The 19060-nt window shown below is 42.3% G+C and carries 18 protein-coding genes, 6 pseudogenes and 1 other annotated feature; of the genes and pseudogenes, 7 read left to right on the top strand and 17 right to left on the bottom strand.

From position 1 onward, the window contains the following. Window positions 1–2: 2 nt before the first annotated feature. The 10 genes and pseudogenes from C3Z13_RS05120 to C3Z13_RS05075 form a co-directional block, all read right to left on the bottom strand. Window positions 3–536 carry a hypothetical protein gene (locus tag C3Z13_RS05120; protein ID WP_103855213.1) on the bottom strand — a complete coding sequence of 178 codons (534 nt, stop codon included), beginning with the start codon at window positions 534–536 and terminating at the stop codon, window positions 3–5. A gap of 263 nt (window positions 537–799) precedes the next feature. Then, on the bottom strand, window positions 800–1114 hold the full coding sequence (locus C3Z13_RS12245; protein ID WP_245872563.1) for a YceB family lipoprotein: 315 nt from the start codon (window positions 1112–1114) through the stop codon (window positions 800–802). 87 nt (window positions 1115–1201) lie between these two features. Continuing rightward, window positions 1202–2296 (bottom strand): bifunctional histidinol-phosphatase/imidazoleglycerol-phosphate dehydratase HisB, encoded by a 1095-nt coding sequence (hisB, locus tag C3Z13_RS05110; RefSeq protein WP_103855212.1) that lies wholly within the window; start codon window positions 2294–2296, stop codon window positions 1202–1204. Window positions 2297–2523: 227 nt separating this feature from the next. Beyond that, window positions 2524–2975 (bottom strand): annotated as a pseudogene (gene tnpA / locus C3Z13_RS05105) (IS200/IS605 family transposase). Beyond that, on the bottom strand, window positions 2976–4031 hold the full coding sequence (gene hisC / locus C3Z13_RS05100) for a histidinol-phosphate transaminase (RefSeq protein ID WP_103855211.1): 1056 nt from the start codon (window positions 4029–4031) through the stop codon (window positions 2976–2978). Between the two features lie 45 nt (window positions 4032–4076). After that, window positions 4077–5069: pseudogene (locus C3Z13_RS12865) on the bottom strand (virulence RhuM family protein/type II toxin-antitoxin system death-on-curing family toxin). 45 nt (window positions 5070–5114) lie between these two features. Next, on the bottom strand, window positions 5115–6413 hold the full coding sequence (gene hisD / locus C3Z13_RS05090; RefSeq protein ID WP_103855210.1) for a histidinol dehydrogenase: 1299 nt from the start codon (window positions 6411–6413) through the stop codon (window positions 5115–5117). 41 nt (window positions 6414–6454) lie between these two features. Next, window positions 6455–7354, bottom strand: a complete 900-nt coding sequence (gene hisG / locus C3Z13_RS05085) for an ATP phosphoribosyltransferase (protein ID WP_103855209.1) — start codon at window positions 7352–7354, stop codon at window positions 6455–6457. 32 nt (window positions 7355–7386) lie between these two features. After that, window positions 7387–7524 (bottom strand) — a sequence feature (His leader region). A gap of 89 nt (window positions 7525–7613) precedes the next feature. After that, window positions 7614–8359: pseudogene (locus tag C3Z13_RS05080) on the bottom strand (class I SAM-dependent methyltransferase). A gap of 72 nt (window positions 8360–8431) precedes the next feature. Further along, window positions 8432–9682, bottom strand: coding sequence for an aromatic amino acid transporter (locus tag C3Z13_RS05075; RefSeq protein WP_103855208.1), 1251 nt, complete (start codon window positions 9680–9682; stop codon window positions 8432–8434). A 160-nt stretch (window positions 9683–9842) separates the two neighbouring features. Between C3Z13_RS05075 and ppa the strand changes: the two genes are divergently transcribed. Then, on the top strand, window positions 9843–10370 hold the full coding sequence (gene ppa, locus C3Z13_RS05070; RefSeq protein WP_103854223.1) for an inorganic diphosphatase: 528 nt from the start codon (window positions 9843–9845) through the stop codon (window positions 10368–10370). 71 nt (window positions 10371–10441) lie between these two features. Beyond that, window positions 10442–11212, top strand: coding sequence for a M48 family metallopeptidase (locus tag C3Z13_RS05065; RefSeq protein WP_103855207.1), 771 nt, complete (start codon window positions 10442–10444; stop codon window positions 11210–11212). Window positions 11213–11285: 73 nt separating this feature from the next. On the opposite strand, the gene C3Z13_RS05060 is transcribed toward C3Z13_RS05065, so the two are convergent. The 7 genes and pseudogenes from C3Z13_RS05060 to ispF form a co-directional block, all read right to left on the bottom strand. Next, complete coding sequence (locus tag C3Z13_RS05060; RefSeq protein WP_103855206.1) at window positions 11286–11669, bottom strand: hypothetical protein; 384 nt, start codon at window positions 11667–11669, stop codon at window positions 11286–11288. 1 nt (window position 11670) lies between these two features. Further along, window positions 11671–12843: a murein hydrolase activator NlpD gene (gene nlpD, locus C3Z13_RS05055; RefSeq protein ID WP_103855205.1), complete on the bottom strand. Its 1173-nt coding sequence runs from the start codon at window positions 12841–12843 to the stop codon at window positions 11671–11673. A 13-nt stretch (window positions 12844–12856) separates the two neighbouring features. Then, window positions 12857–13045 (bottom strand): hypothetical protein, encoded by a 189-nt coding sequence (locus C3Z13_RS05050; protein WP_103854175.1) that lies wholly within the window; start codon window positions 13043–13045, stop codon window positions 12857–12859. A gap of 14 nt (window positions 13046–13059) precedes the next feature. After that, window positions 13060–13641, bottom strand: a complete 582-nt coding sequence (locus tag C3Z13_RS05045) for a YqaA family protein (RefSeq protein WP_103855204.1) — start codon at window positions 13639–13641, stop codon at window positions 13060–13062. Window positions 13642–13674: 33 nt separating this feature from the next. Beyond that, a pseudogene (gene surE / locus C3Z13_RS05040) lies at window positions 13675–14413 on the bottom strand (5'/3'-nucleotidase SurE). Window positions 14414–14421: 8 nt separating this feature from the next. Beyond that, a pseudogene (gene truD, locus C3Z13_RS05035) lies at window positions 14422–15431 on the bottom strand (tRNA pseudouridine(13) synthase TruD). A 3-nt stretch (window positions 15432–15434) separates the two neighbouring features. Then, the gene (gene ispF / locus C3Z13_RS05030) at window positions 15435–15911 is read right to left on the bottom strand and encodes a 2-C-methyl-D-erythritol 2,4-cyclodiphosphate synthase (RefSeq protein ID WP_103855203.1); all 477 of its coding nucleotides are present in this window, start codon (window positions 15909–15911) and stop codon (window positions 15435–15437) included. 187 nt (window positions 15912–16098) lie between these two features. On the opposite strand from ispF, the gene C3Z13_RS05025 reads away from it, so the two are divergent. The 5 genes and pseudogenes from C3Z13_RS05025 to C3Z13_RS12225 all read left to right on the top strand — a co-directional run. Continuing rightward, window positions 16099–17109: a YeiH family putative sulfate export transporter gene (locus tag C3Z13_RS05025; RefSeq protein WP_103855202.1), complete on the top strand. Its 1011-nt coding sequence runs from the start codon at window positions 16099–16101 to the stop codon at window positions 17107–17109. A 145-nt stretch (window positions 17110–17254) separates the two neighbouring features. Continuing rightward, the gene (ybgC, locus tag C3Z13_RS05020) at window positions 17255–17653 is read left to right on the top strand and encodes a tol-pal system-associated acyl-CoA thioesterase (RefSeq protein ID WP_103854160.1); all 399 of its coding nucleotides are present in this window, start codon (window positions 17255–17257) and stop codon (window positions 17651–17653) included. 45 nt (window positions 17654–17698) lie between these two features. Continuing rightward, window positions 17699–18382, top strand: a complete 684-nt coding sequence (gene tolQ / locus C3Z13_RS05015) for a protein TolQ (protein WP_103854159.1) — start codon at window positions 17699–17701, stop codon at window positions 18380–18382. A 49-nt stretch (window positions 18383–18431) separates the two neighbouring features. After that, the gene (gene tolR / locus C3Z13_RS05010; protein WP_103854158.1) at window positions 18432–18854 is read left to right on the top strand and encodes a colicin uptake protein TolR; all 423 of its coding nucleotides are present in this window, start codon (window positions 18432–18434) and stop codon (window positions 18852–18854) included. Between the two features lie 16 nt (window positions 18855–18870). Further along, window positions 18871–19060, top strand: a pseudogene (locus C3Z13_RS12225) (cell envelope integrity protein TolA); the annotation flags it as partial.

Below are 19060 nucleotides of genomic sequence, written 5' to 3'. Positions count from 1 at the left end.
AGCTACTTAATTTTATTTAAATTTTTAGCGATAGATGGATTTTTCAGAATTTCTAATTGTAAATCAATTTGTTTATTTGGGTCTGGTATTGATTTAGATAGAATTAAACTTCTTAATAATTCTGTTAAAGGCTCTCCAATCCCTTTTCTAAAATTAAATCCTAGTAATTGTAGGATTGTTAAAGTTTCTTTAGATATTAATGGGGTTAATATTTCTGTTATTACACTAGCTTGCTCAAAGTCATTAATGTGTGAACTTATCTCTTTTATCTTTGGGATAAACTCTTTCGTTATATATTCTATATCCTCTTTAGTTATTTTTTGTGATATTAGCTCTTGCTGATATGCTTGAGAAATTTGCAGTAATTCATTTTTATCAGATATTAATTCTTGAATAATTTCTTCTAATTCATTTATTGTTTCTTTATCATTTTTTTTAGCCTTGATAGCTTTGATTTTAGTGCTAATTGCTAATGCTGTGTTTTTGGCTAATGCCTCAGATAGTTTTATTCCTAAATCAATTAATTGTTGCTCCATAATAACTCCTATATATTAAATATTTTTATGCTAATTCTAGAATTTATTTAATTTCATAAACTAAAACACCGCAATGTTCCAAATTAGAGCTAGGTGCAACTTCATAATCCTTACCTGCAACTGGTACAAAAGTGACTTCGTTACCTGAACAATGTTTATATGTTATAGTTGTTATACCTGTTGCGACATTTTCGAATTTATGAGGAGGTGTTTGAATTGAATTTTTTACCGTAATTTCTTTACCAGCAGGTACGACAAATTCTTTAAAAAAATGCCCCAGATCCGATATTGGATAATTGTGAAGGATCTTTGCTTAATGGAGTTTCAGGCATACCAATAGGTTCATTGCCCTTCATTCCTAATAATGATGCCATTGCTTGTCCTGCACTACTGCCAACAGTAATTTTTTCTATTTGACCGTTAATTTCAACTTTCATCGAACTTGGTCTGCCATTTTGTCCGAAAATACGTACTCTAGCATCAGTTGATGGATTATAAGATTTATCTTTAATTGATAAATCTGTACTTTGACAAGCTGATAGTGAAATGGCTAATAACGCAAATAAAAGTTTTTTCATAAGCTACTCCTTAATGGATAAAAATACTAAGAGTGGAAATATTTAAAAATTTCGTAAAATTCCACCGCACTTTACTAAAAATATTCATTACAGAACACCCTTACTACTCGGCATTTCATTCCCTTCAATGCGAATAGCTTGTCTTAAGGTGCGTCCGAACACTTTGAACAGGCTTTCGATTTTGTGGTGATCGTTGTCGCCACTGGTTTTTAAGTGTAAGGTGGCGAGCATTGTAAATGCAAGGGATTGGAAAAAATGTTCGGTCATTTCCGTGCTGAAATCGCCTACTTTTTCCCGTTTGAATTTCGCTTTAAATTTGAAGTAAGGGCGACCAGAAAGATCCAACGCACATTCTGCTTTGCACTCGTCCATTGGCAACACAAAGCCAAAGCGGGCGATGCCACGTTTATCGCCGATGGCTTGTTTTAATGCTGTGCCGAGTGCAAGAGCGGTATCTTCCACCGTGTGATGTTCGTCAATATGCAAGTCCCCTTTACAGCTGATGTTCATTCTAAAACCGCCGTGAGTAGCGATTTGGTCGAGCATATGATCGAAAAATCCCACGCCCGTGTGAATGTGGTTTACGCCCGTTTCATCTAGCCACACTTGCACTTTGATGTCCGTTTCTTTGGTTTTGCGTTCCACTTCGGCATAACGTGGCGTGCGTTCGCCGATATTGGTAACAGGTTCAGCCAATAATTTTTCTGCGATCAAATCCCAATTCAACTTTTCGGGATGATATTGCAGGGCTTGAATACCCAAGTTTTCCGCCAACTGAACATCAGTGGCACGATCGCCAATCACAAAGCTGGTGGCAGGATCAAAAAGCTGTTTTTCAATATATTTTTTGAGCAATTTCGTTTTTGGCTTACGGCATTGGCAATTGTCTTCAGGTTTATGCGGACAAATTAAAATATCATCAAATTCAATGCCTTGTGAGCGAAAAACTGCCAACATCGCATTGTGTGGTTTGTCAAAATCCTCTTGCGGAAATGAAGCCGTACCAAGCCCATCTTGGTTAGAAACCATTACAAAGCGATATTTCTTTTGCAGTTTCAACAACGCGGGAATAACGTTTTTTTCAAATTTAAGCTTTTCCAAGCTGTCAATTTGAAAATCCGTTTTCGGCTCGTCAATTAATGTGCCATCACGATCGATAAATAAGGTTGATTGTTGTGTCATTGTTTTTCCTTTTATATTTTTCCCCATACGAGCCGTATGGGGTTAGTTAAACAAAGCCACGCCGTGGCTTTTAGCGCCAGTGGTGCTAAGTTAATTAACCTAGTACGGCTCGTGCTAGGAGGGTTTCCCATATGAGCCGTATAGGTTCGTTAAGCAAAGCCACGCTGTGGCTTTTAGCACCAACGGTGCTAAGTTGGTAAACCTAGTACGGCTCGTACTAGTTGGAGCTAAATATCATCGTAGAAATATTCAGTTATATTGATATTATGCTTATTGAGTAATATCTTAATTTCATCATCAAAAATTTCTTTTTGATGATGAGTTTTCTGATTTTTTATATAGTTAATAATTTTATCTTTATCATTTTGGTTATAGCTTAATGCACAATAACCTTTTGACCACGCATAAAAATCAGGAAAAAAGTATGGGTGTTTTCTATCCATTTATGTGTTGCATTTTTTAATTGTTTTACAAAACTAGCTACTGAAATACTAGGGTGTATTTCTACAAATAAATGTAAATGATCGGGCATTCCATTTATACGATGTAAAACACAATGTTTTTGCTGACAAAAAGCCCAAATATAATGATAAAGTTCTTTTTCATAATTTTCACAAATTGCAGGAACACTCTGCATTGTGCGAAAAATAATATGGTAAAAAAGTTTGGTATAACTCATTTAATCTAGCACCTTTATCGCCTCAACCACCCGCAAGTTTTCCTCTGCCGTTCCCACTGTAATGCGAATGCAGTTTTCTAACCCTAAGGCATTGTTTTGATTGCGTAAAATAATACCTTGATCCCACAGGGTTTCGAATATCTTTTGTCCATTTTTAAATTTCACTAAAAGATAGTTGGCTTCGCTGGTAAAAATGCGTTCCACTTGAGGCAGGGCTTGCAGTGCGTTAATCAAGAATTGGCGTTGCGATTTCACCAGCTCTACTTGTGCTTGCATTTGGTATAAACCTTGTTCAGATAAGGCTTGAGCTGCGAGATCTGAAACGGGTACGGGGATTGGGTAAGGGGCGATGACTTTTTGCAATACGCCGATAAGTTCCGCATTTGCTAGCGTGAAGCCACAACGCAAGCCCGCTAAAGCGAAGGCTTTAGAGAGGGTGCGAATGATGGCAAGATGTGGGTAGCTTGTCAGCATTTGCACCATCGTGCTTTCAGGGCAAAACTCAATATAGGCTTCGTCCACCACTACGATCGCGTGGTTTTTGGTCATTTCTAGTAATTGGATTAAATCCGCACGGCGTAAAAGATTGCCAGTGGGGTTATTTGGGCTACAGACGAAAATCACTTTCACCTTGGCAAGATTATTTGCAATATTGGCTAAATCTAACTGAAAATCTGCCGTTAATGGCACGGTTTTTGCTGTGATACCACAGGTTTCTGCACTCACCGCATACATTCCATAGGTTGGCGGGCAGTACAGCACGCTGTCGCCATTTTCGCAAAAGGCACGGATAATCAGCTCAATTCCCTCATCGCCCCCACGCGTAATCAGCACGTTTTCAGGCTGAACACCCGCATAGGTAGCATAAGCCTTCACCACGTTTTCGGGCTGAGCTTCGGGGTAGCGGTTAAATTGATGCTGGGTTAAATTGAAATCTGGTGAAAGCGGATATTCATTGGCATTCAGCCACACATCACCACTCCCCCCTAAACGGCGCGCGGATTGATAGGGCGTGAGTGCTTGAATGTTTTTGCGTGATAAGGTTGTGATTGTCATTTTTGTTCTCTCTAAAAATTTTGTTTTTTTGACCGTCACTTTTATTTAAGCTAAAATAAAATGTTCGATCAGTTTTATCATTAATTCTTTTTAGTTCGGGTAAACTTTTTTCCGCGACTAATAATGCCAGTGCAACGAGTGTATTATCGTTAATTAATTGTTCTACTGACTTGGCAAGCAAATGCTGATTTAATCTCAAATACCAAAGGAATAGAAACGCTCCCGTTCGTTTGTTGCCATCAGTTAAAGGGTGGTTTTTAATGATGAAATACAACAAATGAGCAGCACGGCTGGCGATATTTGGATAAAACAGCTCATCACCAAAACCTTGTTCGATAGTATTTATGGCAGAAATTAATCCGTCATTGCGTGGGTTGGCGAAGAGTGGCGTGGCTTCTCCTTTTTCAATGAGCGTTTGCTTTAATTGTGCAATCGCTTTTTCTACATCTTGTATTAATAATGGACGCATTTCATTTTGTTTTTGCTGTTTAGAATTTAGGCTTTGTTCGTCATAAGCCTGTAATAAGCTCCAGCTGCGTGCATATTCCTGTACGACATTAAGCACGGCTTTTCCTTCCTCATTCACTAAGGTTTGGTTGCTTAATGTGCGATCCAGTAAGGCGATCACTTGGCTAAATTCTACGCCCTTTTCTGTTAAACGTTTTGGTTCAGCGTATAACCTTGAACAAGATATTCTTTAAGGCGTTGGGTTGCCCAGATACGAAATTGCGTCCCTGCTTTTGAATTAACTCGGTAGCCTACAGAAATGATGACATCAAGATTATAGAACTCAATATTACGTTCTACTAACCTATTGCCTTCTTTTTGAACTGTTGCATTTTTTGCCAACAGTTGATATTGGATCTAACTCGCCTTCTTTAAAAATGTTGCGTAGATGTGTCGTGAAATAACGGATTTATCACGCCCGAATATATCCGCCATCTGTTGTAAGCTAAGCCAAACGGTATCTTGATTAAATTGCACCTCGACTTGTGTTGAACCATCTTGCGATTGATAGATTTCAATTTGATTTTGCATATTCTCTCCGATATTTAACTGTATATAAAACCAGTAAATTATTCGTTATTTATACAAATTTTGCAACTTTTCCAACCGCACTAATACCGCATTTTTATGTGCATCAAGCTGTTCTGCCGCAGCCATTTGAATGACGGTTGGGGCAAGAGCGCGGAAGCCTTGCGGGCTAAGTTCTTGCACGGTCATTCGTTTGCTGAAATCTGCTAAGCCGAGGCTTGAGGTGGTGCGGGTGTAGCCATAAGTGGGAAGAACGTGATTTGTGCCGCTGGCGTAATCCCCCATACTTTCAGGGCTGTATGCCCCAAGGAAGATCGATCCTGCATTGTCGAGTTGATCCAATATGCCACGTGCATTTTCCACTTGAACGACCAAATGTTCTGGTGCATATTCATTGCTGATTTCAATGGCTTGGCTCAAGTTTTCGGCGATAAAAATACGGCTGTGGCTGAGGGCTTGGCGAGCGGTTTCTGCACGCGGGAGCATTGCCAGTTGGCGTTCAATAGCAAGTGTGGTGTTTTTGGCTAAGGTTTCACTTGGGGTAACCAAAATCACTTGGCTGTCCGCCCCGTGTTCCGCTTGGGAAAGCAAATCACTAGCCACAAAATCGGGATCGGCATTTTCATCAGCTAACACTAATACTTCGGAGGGGCCTGCTTGCATATCAATGGCAGCACCGTTCAGTGCTTGGCTCACTTGGCGTTTGGCTTCAGTAACAAAGGCGTTGCCGGGGCCGAAGATTTTATCCACTTTAGCAACGGTTTCTGTACCGAATGCCATTGCGACAATAGCTTGTGCGCCGCCAACAGGGTAAATAGTTTCGACCCCGCAGAGATCTGCCGCATATAAAATCGCATCAGCGATAGGTGGCGGGGAGCAAAGCACGATTTTTTTACAGCCTGCAATTTTGGCAGGAATAGCAAGCATTAAGACGGTGGAAAAAAGCGGGGCAGAGCCACCGGGGATATACAAGCCCACCCGATTAATCGGGCGAGTTACCACTTGGCAACGCACGCCCGCTTGGGTTTCAATGTCCACCGCTTGGGGGATTTGTGCTTGGTGAAAGCGTTCAATGTTGGTTTTGGCATTTTGAATGGCGGTTTTTAATTCATCGGGTAAGCGAGCCGCTGCCGCTTGAATTTCCGCTTGCGAGATAACTAGGCTGTCTAGTTTGACCTTGTCGAATTTTTCGCCTAATTCAAATAACGCCTTGTCGCCTTCACCTTGCACTTTCTCACGAATGGCGTCCACAGCGTCTTTAATGGATTGTGCTGCCGAAATAGCAGGACGCATTAAGGCTTGTTGTTTTTCTTGTTCGGTTAAGTTTTTCCAGATTAGGGTTTGCATTGTGTTCTTCCTTAAAAATTGTTGCAAAATTTCACCGCACTTTAAGCGAGCATTTTTTCAATGGGTAGCACTAAAACCGAGCTTGCGCCCTGTGCTTTCAATTCTTCCATTGTTTCCCAGAATAAGGTTTCTTGGCTCACTGCGTGCAGTGCCACTTTGCTTTCATCGTGAGCGAGAGGCAAAATGGTTGGGTTTTCCACACCTGGTAGCAGAGAAATAATGGTTTCCAGTTGGGCTTTTGGTGCGTGTAGCATAATGTATTTGGATTCACCTGCTTGTTGAATGCCTTGAATGCGGGTTAAGAGCCTATCCACAAGGGCTTGTTTTTCGTTTGATAACGGTTCTTTGCGTTGAATCAGGCAGGCGGTGGAACGATAAATCACTTCCACTTCTTTTAAGCCGTTCGCTTCAAGGGTTGCGCCCGATGACACTAAATCACAAATAGCATCAGCTAAACCTGCAGATGGGGCAACTTCCACCGAACCATTGAGCAAGGTGCTTTTGAAGGCAACGCCTTGTTCGTTCATATAGCGTTTGAGTAAATTAGGGTAGGAGGTGGCAATGCGGCAGTTGGCGAAGTCTTGCACGCCGTTGTAAGCCCGATCGCGATCAATGGCTAAGGATAAACGACAGCCACCGAAATCTAAGGTACGTAATTTCTTGTAAGCCACGCTTTCGCCAGTGGCAAGGCGACCGAGTTCTTCCTCTTCCAGCACGTTTTCGCCGATAATGCCGAGATCCACAATGCCGTCAAAAATTAAGCCGGGAATATCGTCATCACGCACGCGCAGAATTTCAATGGGCATATTTTCCGCATAAGCGATTAAACGTTGTTCGTTCCAGTTAATTTTTACGCCACATTGCTTGAGCAGCTCGGCGCAATCTTTGCTGAGGCGACCTTTCTTTTGTAAGGCGATTCTTAAGCGAGTTGGGTTAGTCATTGTGTTTTCCTTCTAATTAAAAATATTGGGTATAAAAAAATCTCTCGAAAGAAACTTCCGAGAGATCGCTAATTTTTAAATTAGTAGAATTGGCAACACTCGCTCGGAAGTCCTATCTTCCAAGCAATAACCATCGCCTGAAAGATTATTCAGGGTGATGGTGATGATGAGTGTTGCGATTAAAATTCATTTTGTGTTTCTCCAAAAACTAACTGGTTATTAATCTATGCAAAAAAATTTTTTTATGCAAGCAAAATTTTCAACTTTTTTTCGCTTTAATGAAAAGTAACACGGGGCGATGCTGCAAATCCTTGAATTCTTGCTGCCATTCGGGGCGATCTACCAGCATTGGTTCAGCCATTTTTTCGATCTGAAAACCTGCGCGAATCAGATCATTTACAATGGTAGAAAGGGTGCGATGATAGGTTTTAAAAGGTTGTTTGAACCAATTTCGATCCCGTTCTCCTTCATCACGATAATAATTTAAACGATAAGCAAGCTGTTGTTTATGCTGATCTTTTTCCCAACGCTCGCCACCTTGATAGCAAGTTACAATGGGGTGTTCTTGTGAGAAAATAAGCGTGCCGTTGGTGTTGAGCTTGGCATAAATATCCGCGAGCAGCTGGGGAAAATCCTGCACATAATGAAAGGCGAAAGAACTGGTAACCACATCAAAATTGTCATCTGGCAAGGTATTTAGCTGTTCCATTGCGAGCTGGTATAACGCAAAGTGAGGTTGTTTTTCGGCGAGATTTTTTGCTGCTTGCTGCAACATTGCTTGAGATAAATCCATTCCCACCACAAATTCTGCGCCTTTTTGCAAATAAAGCTGCAAATGCTCACCCATTCCACAACCCAGATCGAGCAGCTTTTTGCCTGTTAAATCAGGCAATAAACTGAGCATTGTGGGTTTTTCCACAATTTCATTCAGGCTAATGGGATTTTGACGTAATTTTGGTAAAGCTCAAAAAAGCCTTCTTTATCGTAAACGGAGGTTTTCATTATTGTTATGCGAAAAATTAGCACGGTTTCCCGTGCTAATGGTTGAAATTTAAGCCTATTTTAAGTGATTTACGCTTATCTGCCAAATACCGGTAGCAAGCCAAAGAGATCAGCCAGTTGAATAAAGATATTGAGCAGACCGAACAGGATAACGAAGTAAATCATTCCACTGCCACCATAAACTTGGTAGGTTTGATTTGGATATTTCGCGCGGCAAGCTTTGGCAAGAAGCGCAGGAATGATCACCGCCCAAATGGTTGCCGCAAGCCCTGCGTAGCCAATGGCGATCACAAAGCCATAAGGGAAAAGCAGGCTTAAAATCAACGGCGGTAAGAAGGTGATTAATGCGGTTTTTGTTCTGCCTGCGCTGCTGTTGTCGAATTTGAATAAATCGGCGATGTAATCAAATAAACCAAGGGTTACGCCAAGGAATGAGCTGGCGATCGCCATATAGGCAAAGAAACGCAACATTAAGCCCACAAAATTCGTTTGGATTTGGCTATTCAAGGCTTCAAGTAATGCTGCAATGTCGCCGCCTTTTTGGATCACAGGGATAAATTCATTGCGTGGTAAATTGCCCTGAATGGCAAGCTGCCATAGCATATAGATGATTAATGCGATGAATGTGCCGTAAATAATAGATTTGGTCACTTTGCTGCTATCGCGATCATAATATTTCACTAAGCTCGGCACATTTTGGTGGAAACCAAAAGACACCAAACAAACTGGTAAAGCAGCAAGGGCGAATGGTAGATATTGGCTATTTTCTGTGGCTAGGCTATCAAGCAAAATATCGGTGTTTACCATTCCCAATAAATTGGTTACAGAGAGCAAGAAAGCGACCACCATTCCCGCGATTAAAACGGTACTAAAGCGATCTACGGCTTTGGTGGAAAACCATACGAAAAAGGCGAGTACCGCACAGAAAATCAGCGAGCCAGAAACGCGTCCAATTTCCACCGCACTTTGTTCGCTGCTAAATAATTGATTCAGAAAACTTTCCGTCAAACCGCCGCCAGAGGTGATATAAGCGTAGGTGAGAATATAGAGTACAAACGCCACGGAAAGCCCATTTAGCACGTTCCAGCCTTTACCGAGCAAATCTTTAACGATGGTGTCAAAACTTGCCCCTGTGGGATAATGCAAGTTAGCTTCCAGTAGCATTAAGCCCGATGTGGTCATACAAAACCAAGTGTAGCAAAGGATCAAAATAGAACCGATAAACCACACGCCAGAAGTGGCAATGGGGTTGGCCAACATTCCTGCACCAATGGTGCCGCCAGCGATAATCATTGCGCCGCCGAATAAGGAAGGATTTTTTTTCATAAATTCACCTATAAGTTTAATACTGGTATCGATGAACTATTATAATAGTACAAAATAAAAATACAATGGCTAAATTGCTCGTTTAACTTGGCAAAAGCAAAAAAATCAAGCTATAATTCAAGAGTTTTATTACCATTCATTAACTAGAAGGAAAGACCAAATGGGTTTAGAAATCGTTCCAGCAGGAAAAGAACTTCCTGATGATATTTATGTTGTTATTGAAATCCCAGCTAATTCAGATCCAATCAAATATGAAGTGGATAAAGAAACTGGGACATTATTCGTTGATCGCTTTATGGCAACCGCAATGTTCTACCCAGCGAACTATGGTTACATTAACCACACCTTATCTTTAGATGGCGATCCTGTTGATGTATTAGTCCCAACTCCTTATCCATTACAACCAGGTTCTGTGATCCGTTGCCGCCCAGTGGGTGTGTTAAAAATGACGGACGAATCAGGTCAAGATGCGAAAGTGATCGCTGTGCCACACACAAAATTAAGCAAAGAATACGATCACATTAAAGATGTAGGTGATTTACCAGCTTTATTAAAAGCCCAAATCCAGCACTTCTTTGAAAGCTACAAAGCCCTTGAAGCGGGTAAATGGGTGAAAGTTGATGGTTGGGAAGGTGTTGAAGCCGCCCGTCAAGAGATTTTAGAGTCTTTTGAGCGCGCGAAAAAATAATTTTTCTTTTACTTTTAATACCGCCTTTTCGTAGGGCGGTATTTTTCTATGTGTAAACTTAAGGAGTGAAAATGTTAAAAACCTTGAAAAAAATTACCGCACTTTCTGTATTGGCATTAATGCTTAACGCCTGTGCGGATTCCGCGAGCATTAACCAACAAGCCGCAGCAAATTACCGCCAAACGGTGAATCAAGCACAACAGCAAGGGGCAGTGGATACCACCTCCACCACCGCAAAACGCATTCATAAAGTCTTTAACAAAATGTACCCTTATGCGAATCAAGAAAACCACACAGGGCAACCCTTCAACTGGCAAATTACGGTGATTAAATCCGATGAGCTAAACGCGTGGGCAATGCCGGGTGGAAAAATGGCATTTTATACAGGATTAGTGAATAAATTGCGGCTCAGTGATGATGAAATCGCTACCGTAATGGGGCACGAAATGGCTCACGCCCTCAAAGAACACGGTAAGAAAAAAGTAAATATGGGCGTATTTACCGAAGTGATCGCACAGGTTGCACACGTTGCACTTTCAACCCAAATTGGCGCTGATGGCAGTGGCTTAGTGGTCGGCTTAACCAAAGACTGGGCGCTCGATAAACCTTATTCTCGCAGCGCTGAAACAGAAGCCGATGAAGTCGGCTTATTATTAATGGCAAAAGCGGGCTACAACCCAGAAGCCGCACCTAGATTATGGGAAAAAATGCAAAAAGCATCATCTGGTTCACAAGGTGTACTTGCTGCACTTTCTTCCACTCACCCAAGCGATAAAGATCGCCAACAAAATCTACTTCGCCTAATGCCAGAGGCTGTGGCGATTTATAAAGCGAGTAAGTAATCATTTACAAATAGACAAAACAAAGTGCGGTGGAAAATTCGGAGATTTTACACCGCACTTATTTTTACCTTTTCTAAGAACGAGTTGGTTTTCTCAGTTCCCAGCCTGTTTGGGTTTTGATTAAATAAAGGCTTTTGTCTTTTGCCGCATAGCCACCTTTTACCGCATCTAAAATTAAATTTGGTGCTAAATTAGCGGAAAATACTTCTGCTTTACCTTGTTCTTCGGCAAGAATGACATATACCGCAAGGGTTGGATTTTCAGGATCAGTTAAACGAATATCGGCAATGGTAAAAGGTTGCACGCATTGCTGTTTGAGTTCTGACCACGTGTAGCCAGCAGAAGGAATACAGCCTTTTTCATCACGGTCTGCACCTACTAAAGGCATTGGCGAAGGGGAAGTACAGCCCATTATCAGGGCCGTACTAAGCAAGGATAATGTGATAGTTTTTTTCATCTTAACGTCTTGGTAAATAGTTTACAGGATCAACGGATTTACCTTTGTAACGAATTTCAAAGTGAAGTTTTACGCTATTTGTGCCAGAGCTGCCCATTTTGGCAATTTGCTGACCTGCGCGTACTTCTTGCTGATCTTTCACTAAAATGCTTTCGTTATGCGCATAGGCACTGAGGAAATCATCATTATGTTTGATGATGATAAGATTTCCGTAACCGCGCAATGCGTTTCCAGCATAAACAACGCGACCTGCAGCAGCGGCATTAACCGCTTGACCACGCGAACCGCTGATGTCGATCCCTTTGTTCCCACCATCAGAAGTGGAGAACCCTTGCACGATTTTACCGCTAGTTGGCCATTGCCACGCCACATTTGATACAGCTGGCGCTTGAGTTTGCACGGGTTTTGCCACAACTGGTGCAGTTGGGGTTACCGTTACAGGTGCTTGCGCAGTGGCTTGTGCTGGTGTGCCAGTATTTGATTTGATTGGGCCAATAATTGAGCCATCAGAGCCATATTGTGTGCCATTAGGGCCTGGGGTATAGGTTACTGCAGGCTCAACAGGTTTAGCAGGTTTTTCCGCAGGTTTTACAGCGCTAGTGGTCTTCACCGGAGTTGGTGCGGTTTCGTTAGACACTTTCAAGGTTTGTCCCACGCTTAAGGTGTAAGGCTCAGACATATTATTCATTGCTGCAAGCTCTTTGACATCAATGCCACAAATATAAGCGATTAAGAACATCGTATCGCCTTTGCGCACTTTATAGGTATTCCCTTTATAAAAGCCTTTGTCGATTTTGCTGTAATCTGGCGCATTGGTTTCAGGATTACGCGGAATCTCAAAATTTTGCGAAACCTGCTGTGCTTTGGCTTGCGTGTTAGTCACAGTTTTTTTAGTTTGTTGAACCACTTGGTTTGCTCGTTGTTGCACTTGAGCAACCTGAGGCGTTTGTACCTGCGGTGCTTGATAAGCTGGTTGCGTTGGTGCAGTCATTGTGGCAGGCATACTTTGTTGTTGAATTTGTGGTTCCCAAGTATTTCCTGCGTTGTTATTTACGGGTTGCATTGTACCTGGAGGTAATGCGCCATCAGCACTTTCTACAGGCGCTGGTGCGCTAGACGAACAAGCGGATAGTACTGCTACGCTAATAGGTAAAAGTAAAAATGATTTTTTCATTGGAGTTCCTCTATTAATTCATTGATTCTGGCATAGGTTGTTTTTCAATAATCGGTTGCCATTGGGCATCTTCCGTTGCACCAGTGCCAAGCACAGGCTGCATCATTCCCGGTGGAAGGGCATTTTCATCTTGCTGTTGTGGTTCTGATGAACAAGCCCCTAACAGAGAAAAGCAAGCAAATAAGATTAAAAATTTCTGCATTTTTGACCGCACTTTTATTTGAAAATGAAATAAATATAAATAATCACAGCAAGAAGCACCACCGCCCAGCCAATCCACTCAATGGATTGACGTAGCCGATGGGCAAATTTCTGCCCGCCCCAAGCGGATAATTTCGCCACCAAAATAAACCTTGCCAGCCGTGAAACGAGGGAAATGAGCAAAAAAGGCACAAATGCCATATGCATTACACCCGCACAGATAGTAAAAAGTTTATAGGGTAACGGCGTAAAGCCCGCAAGAAACATCACCATAACGCCCCAACGTTGAAACCAACTGAGCAGGGTGTCAAATTGTGCTTGATAACCAAGGCTAACGAGATAATGCTGAATACTATCAAAGGCATAATAGCCCAATGCGTAGCCCACAATCCCGCCAATTGGGGAAGCGACGCCTGCATAAACGCCAAAACGCACAGCACGTTTGGGCTGAGAAATCGCCATTGGGATCAGCATTACATCGGTCGGAACGGGGAAAAAAATGGATTCAATAAAGCTAGTAAACATCAACCAACCCGTCGCATAGCGGTGGGTTGACCATTGCATCACTTTATCGTACAGCGTACCAAAAATTTTCAATCGACAATCCTCAAGCTGTTGTAAAACATTGCATTATTCACTTTTTAACCAATCTTGTAAAGATTGAAGTGAGTGATAAGCGGTCATATCTGCTTGGATTGGCGTAATGGAAACATAGCCATTTTTCACCGCGTGAAAATCCGTGTCTTCTTGCTCATATTCCGCCAAGCCTGCAGGGCCAATCCAATAGATTGTGTCGCCACGGGGATCTTGCTGTTTAATCACTTCGGCGGCAGCCGCACGATAACCCAAATGACAAACTTTGATGCCTTTAATTTCTTCATAAGGCAAGTCTGGCACGTTAATATTCAAAATTTCACGGCTTTTTAATAGCTGGCTGTGTAATTTCGGGATTAATTCGCACACAATGAGAGCGGCAGTTTCGTAGTGTTGGCGACCATCAAGGGAAACTGCAACCGCTGGCAAGCCAAGATGACGACCTTCAAACGCCGCAGCAACCGTGCCAGAATACAGCACATCATCACCTAAATTCACCCCTGCGTTAATGCCAGACACCACCAAATCCACTTGCCCAGACAGAAAACCATTCAAGGCTAAATGCACGCAATCGGCAGGTGTGCCATTAATGCAATAATCGCCATTATCCAATTTCATTGGGCGTAAAGGCTCAACTAAAGTGAGCGAGCTTGAGGCAGCACTGCGGTTGCGATCGGGGGGCGACCACCGTAACTTGTGCGATTTTACGCAATTCTTTGGCAAGGGCTATGCCTTCGGCGTGAATGCCATCATCATTAGAGAGTAAAATATTCATTGCATTTCCTATTCAATAATCTGTACTAATTCGCGAACGAGCGCCGTGGCATAACTGCCAGCAGGCAAATAAAACGCCAGTTTTAGCCCTTCGGGTAAAAAATTCCCAATGCAAATGCTGTGCTTGCATTAAGAGCGGGCGGCGGCTGGGCTTCATTCGTTCCTTTTGCATTAAATTTAAAATATCTTGATGTTGCTGCACGATCGCCATTTCACGCGGATTGGCTGGCTGAATGCTTTCCCCAACTAAAGGCGCGGTGAGCAAAATATCTTGATTTTCTAACCGCTCTTTTAAGGCATTTAAATCTTCATTTTCATCAATTTGAAACCAACTGTGCGAACCGTTGAGCTGCACAATGTCGCCCAGTAAAATTTGCTGTGTAAGCTGTGCTTGAATGCGATCGGACACCACCAAATTAAATATTTCACTGCGCGCGGCGGAAAGATAAAAACTCCGCTTTTTGCGATCTTTCACCTTAATTTCGCCTTGAGCCCAACGCATTGCTTGGGTGAGATTATGCCCATCACGCCCGAAACGTTGTTCGGTGAAATAATTGGGAAAGCCAAAATTTGCTAAATTTTCTAACCGCACTTTAAGATCGGCTGTTTCCGTTGCACCACGCAGCAAAATTTCAAAATGATTGCCCGCAAGGCTACCCGTGCGAATTTTGCGATTATGGCGGGTAACCTTGAGGATTTCTACCCCTCCAAATGGAATTGGCTGAAATCAGGGGTGGGCTGGCCTGCCATATGTAAGCAGAACCACTGTTCAGTAACTGCTTTGCGATCTTTTAACCCCGCATAACTCATATTTCTCGGCGAAATGCCCGCAAACTCTGCCAATTTTTCCCCCACGAAAAGGGTGTTAGCATCGGTTTTCCGAACATACAGGGCAACAAATTCCCCCTCGCCTGTCATCTCTCATAGCCCAAATTTTCTTTAACGATAAAATCCGCACATTCTGCTTTCAAATGGGCTTGTTGAGTCGGCGGGGATTGCAAATAAGCCAGCTCCAGCATTGATTACCCCTTAACCAACAGGGCAACCGCTTCGCACGCAATGCCCTCGCCCCGCCCTGTAAAACCGAGCTTTTCGCTCGTGGTGGCTTTCACGTTCACCTGTTCCACATCGCAATCTAACACCTGCGCAATGGCTGCACGCATATTATCAATATGCGGACGCATTTTCGGCGCTTGCGCAATGATGGTTACGTCCACATTGCCGATTTTATAGCCCTTGCCTTGCACTTGACGATAAGCCTCTTGCAGCAACCCTTTGCTGTCCGCCCCCTTATATTGCGGATCAGTGTCCGGGAATAATTTACCAATATCCCCCAGCGCCACCGCACCTAACAAGGCATCAGTTAGAGCGTGCAACGCCACATCGCCATCACTATGCGCCAGCAAACCTTTCTCATAAGGCACTGCCACCCCACCAATCACAATCGGCCCTTCACCGCCAAAGGCGTGTACATCAAACCCATGCCCAATTCGTATCATATTTTTTCCTAATTGCTGATCAAAAATAGTGCAAGATTATAGCATCACAAGCCCTATTCAAAAATGGATAATTTAAGTGCGGTGGGATTTTTGTGAGTTTTTCACCGCACTTTTATTTGCTTGTGATATTTACTTCTTAGAAAAATCCGTTACTGTATAACGCTAACCTTGCTGTATGGAGAAACCAATGAAACACCTCCCCCTTATTCCCGGTTTATTATTAACTGTTTTAATTAGTGTGCTGGCGAGCTGGATTGCGCAAACTCAGTTGGCGATGCAGTGGCATATTAGCGCCTTGACCTTAGCCATTGTATTGGGGATTTTGGGCGGTAATACGTTTTACCCTTATATTGAGCCACAAATGAAAGCTGGCGTGTTGTTTGCGAAAGGAATTTTACTGCGTTGCGGTATTGTGCTGTTTGGCTTTCGTTTAACCTTTCAGGATATTAGCCAAGTAGGATTAAGTGCGCTGTTTGCCGATGCCACCGTGCTGATTTTAACCTTTTTGCTTACTTGTTGGGTGGGCATCAAATGGCTGAAGATCGATCGTCAAATCGTACAGCTTACCGCGGCAGGCTGTAGCATTTGCGGAGCGGCGGCGATTATGGCGACAGAGCCGATCGTAAAAGCGCCATCTTATAAAGTTTCTGTAGCAGTGGCGTTGATCGTGATTTTCGGCACGCTGAGTATGTTTCTTTACCCTGTGTTGTATCCTTATTTGCAAGCCTATTTGCCTGATCAGGCGTTTGGTATTTATATTGGAGCAACAATTCACGAAGTGGCGCAAGTGTATGCCGCAGGCGCGAATATAGGTTCACAAGTGGCGGATACTGCGGTGATTTCTAAAATGATACGAGTGATGATGCTCGCGCCATTATTATTGGCGTTGTCCTATTTTTTACGCCGTGAAAATGCGGAGGCTCAAGGCAAAATCACCATTCCTTATTTTGCGTTATTATTTATTGGCGTAGCAATTTTTAATTCTTTCAATTTATTACCGCAAGCCGTGGTGAATTTTTTAGTTCAGCTTGATAGTGTTCTATTAATGATGGTAATGGCAGCATTAGGACTTACCACCAATATTAACTCTCTCAAACAAGCAGGAACAAAACCGCTATTATTAGGTGCGATTATTTGGATTTGGTTAATTGTGGGGGGATTAGGGATTAATCTCGTTTTCACTTATCTTTTAGGATAAATTCAGATTGAACTAAGCAAGCCAAAAACATTGAGAAAAAGCACCGCACTTTATTTCTTGCTAATCCTGATTCTGATTAAGGTCTCTAAAATACGGCAATTTTCTGTACTAAAAACAGCGATTAAAAACTCAAGGTTGATAATTTATGCAAAGATTTTCTCTACCAATACGAGTTTATTATGAAGATACCGATGCAGGAGGTGTGGTTTATCACGCCCGTTATCTGCATTTCTTTGAGCGAGCAAGAACCGATTACCTGCGTGAATTAGGCTTTTCTCAACAGGCATTGCTTGATGAACATAATCTCGCATTTGTTGTCAAAACAATGCAGATTGATTATCGTCTTGCCGCCAAGCTAGATGATTTATTAACGGTGGAAACAGAAGTAAGCGGCATTAAAGGCGCAACAATTTTGTTTTCGCAGCAAATAAAACGTAATGATGTGCTGATTTGTACGGCTGAAGTAAAAGTGGCCTGTGTGGATCTCACAAAAATGAAACCTGTTGCTATTCCACAAGAAATTAAAGCAGCATTTAACGGGTAAATAAGCACTTACCTATTTTACTATCCTATTTTTTGGAGCTATGTAATGACCAGTGAATTGAACTTTTTGGAACTGTTTTTAAAAGCCAGTGTAGTGGTTCAAATTGTAATTGTAATCCTGATCGCGTTTTCCATTATGTCTTGGGCGATCATTATCCAACGCAGCCGCGTATTAACCAAAGCCTTAAAAGATTCCTCAGCGTTTGAAGATCGCTTTTGGTCTGGCGAAGAACTAAATAAATTATACGAAGGCCTATCTAACCGCCGTGATGGTTTAACAGGTAGCGAACAAATTTTCTATGTCGGCTTTAAAGAGTTCTCACGCTTGAAAAAAGCCAACCCAGATGCACCAGAAGCCATTATTCAAGGCAGCACGCGCGCAATGAATTTGGCAATGAACCGTGAAATTGAAGATGTGGAAACACGCGTACCATTCCTAGCAACAGTTGCATCAATCAGCCCATATATCGGCTTATTCGGTACGGTTTGGGGAATTATGCACGCCTTTATGGCGCTAAGCGGGGCAAAGCAAGCCACTTTGCAAATGGTTGCACCGGGGATCGCAGAAGCCTTGATCGCAACAGCAATCGGTTTATTTGCCGCAATTCCTGCGGTAATGGCGTATAACCGTTTAAGTTTACGCGTCAATAAACTTGAGCAAAATTATGGTAACTTTATTGATGAATTTACCACCATCTTGCATCGTCAAGTTTTCGGTCGTCATCAATAGTATGTCGCACAAAGTGCGGTGATTTTTAGCAAAGTTTTTAGAGGCAATAATGTCTTATCGTCGTAAACGTCGTGATATAAAATCTGAAATCAATATAGTGCCATTTTTAGATGTGTTATTAGTGCTATTGCTTATTTTTATGGCAACCGCACCGATCATTTCACAAAGTGTGCAAGTGGAATTGCCTGATGCGGTGGAAAGCCAATCCGTATCCAATGAAGACAAAGTGCCCGTTATTTTAGAAGTTTCAGGCATTGGTCAATATAGCCTTTCCATTGGCGGTGAACGCAGTGAAAATCTCACAGAAGAAATGGTTACGCAAATGGCTAAACAAGAATATGACAAAGACAACAACACAATGTTCTTGGTTGGCGGAGCGAAAGATGTGCCTTATGAAGAAGTGATTAAAGCACTCAATTTACTGCATCTAGCAGGAATAAAATCTGTTGGATTAATGACAAACCCAATTTAAGGTAAGTAGGTCTATTGTGCGTAATAATCAACGAAATAACGGAATTGGCGCCTTTGCCATTTCAATTATTCTGCACATTATTCTATTTGGCTTGTTAATTCTTGGCTCGCTTTATTACAAAGTAGAAATAATGGGCGGCGGTGAAGGTGATGGCGATGTAATCAGTGCCGTAATGGTCGATACAGGATCTGCCGCACAGGAATGGG

The organism is Avibacterium endocarditidis (assembly GCF_002921145.1).
Taxonomy (GTDB): Bacteria; Pseudomonadota; Gammaproteobacteria; order Enterobacterales; family Pasteurellaceae; genus Avibacterium; species Avibacterium endocarditidis.
This window is presented reverse-complemented; position numbering and strand designations above follow the sequence as displayed.

Excerpts from the sequence above, each read along its gene's own strand:
- C3Z13_RS05065 (WP_103855207.1), top strand. The coding sequence starts at position 10,442 with ATGTTAAAAACCTTGAAAAAAATTACCGCACTTTCTGTATTGGCATTA.
- tolR (WP_103854158.1), top strand. The coding sequence starts at position 18,432 with ATGTCTTATCGTCGTAAACGTCGTGATATAAAATCTGAAATCAATATA.
- C3Z13_RS05075 (WP_103855208.1), bottom strand. The coding sequence starts at position 9,682 with ATGAAAAAAAATCCTTCCTTATTCGGCGGCGCAATGATTATCGCTGGC.
- C3Z13_RS05025 (WP_103855202.1), top strand. The coding sequence starts at position 16,099 with ATGAAACACCTCCCCCTTATTCCCGGTTTATTATTAACTGTTTTAATT.
- ybgC (WP_103854160.1), top strand. The coding sequence starts at position 17,255 with ATGCAAAGATTTTCTCTACCAATACGAGTTTATTATGAAGATACCGAT.
- hisC (WP_103855211.1), bottom strand. The coding sequence starts at position 4,031 with ATGACAATCACAACCTTATCACGCAAAAACATTCAAGCACTCACGCCC.
- ppa (WP_103854223.1), top strand. The coding sequence starts at position 9,843 with ATGGGTTTAGAAATCGTTCCAGCAGGAAAAGAACTTCCTGATGATATT.
- hisD (WP_103855210.1), bottom strand. The coding sequence starts at position 6,413 with ATGCAAACCCTAATCTGGAAAAACTTAACCGAACAAGAAAAACAACAA.
- hisG (WP_103855209.1), bottom strand. The coding sequence starts at position 7,354 with ATGACTAACCCAACTCGCTTAAGAATCGCCTTACAAAAGAAAGGTCGC.
- hisB (WP_103855212.1), bottom strand. The coding sequence starts at position 2,296 with ATGACACAACAATCAACCTTATTTATCGATCGTGATGGCACATTAATT.
- C3Z13_RS05050 (WP_103854175.1), bottom strand. The coding sequence starts at position 13,045 with ATGCAGAAATTTTTAATCTTATTTGCTTGCTTTTCTCTGTTAGGGGCT.
- nlpD (WP_103855205.1), bottom strand. The coding sequence starts at position 12,843 with ATGAAAAAATCATTTTTACTTTTACCTATTAGCGTAGCAGTACTATCC.
- tolQ (WP_103854159.1), top strand. The coding sequence starts at position 17,699 with ATGACCAGTGAATTGAACTTTTTGGAACTGTTTTTAAAAGCCAGTGTA.
- C3Z13_RS05120 (WP_103855213.1), bottom strand. The coding sequence starts at position 536 with ATGGAGCAACAATTAATTGATTTAGGAATAAAACTATCTGAGGCATTA.
- C3Z13_RS05060 (WP_103855206.1), bottom strand. The coding sequence starts at position 11,669 with ATGAAAAAAACTATCACATTATCCTTGCTTAGTACGGCCCTGATAATG.
- C3Z13_RS12245 (WP_245872563.1), bottom strand. The coding sequence starts at position 1,114 with ATGAAAAAACTTTTATTTGCGTTATTAGCCATTTCACTATCAGCTTGT.
- ispF (WP_103855203.1), bottom strand. The coding sequence starts at position 15,911 with ATGATACGAATTGGGCATGGGTTTGATGTACACGCCTTTGGCGGTGAA.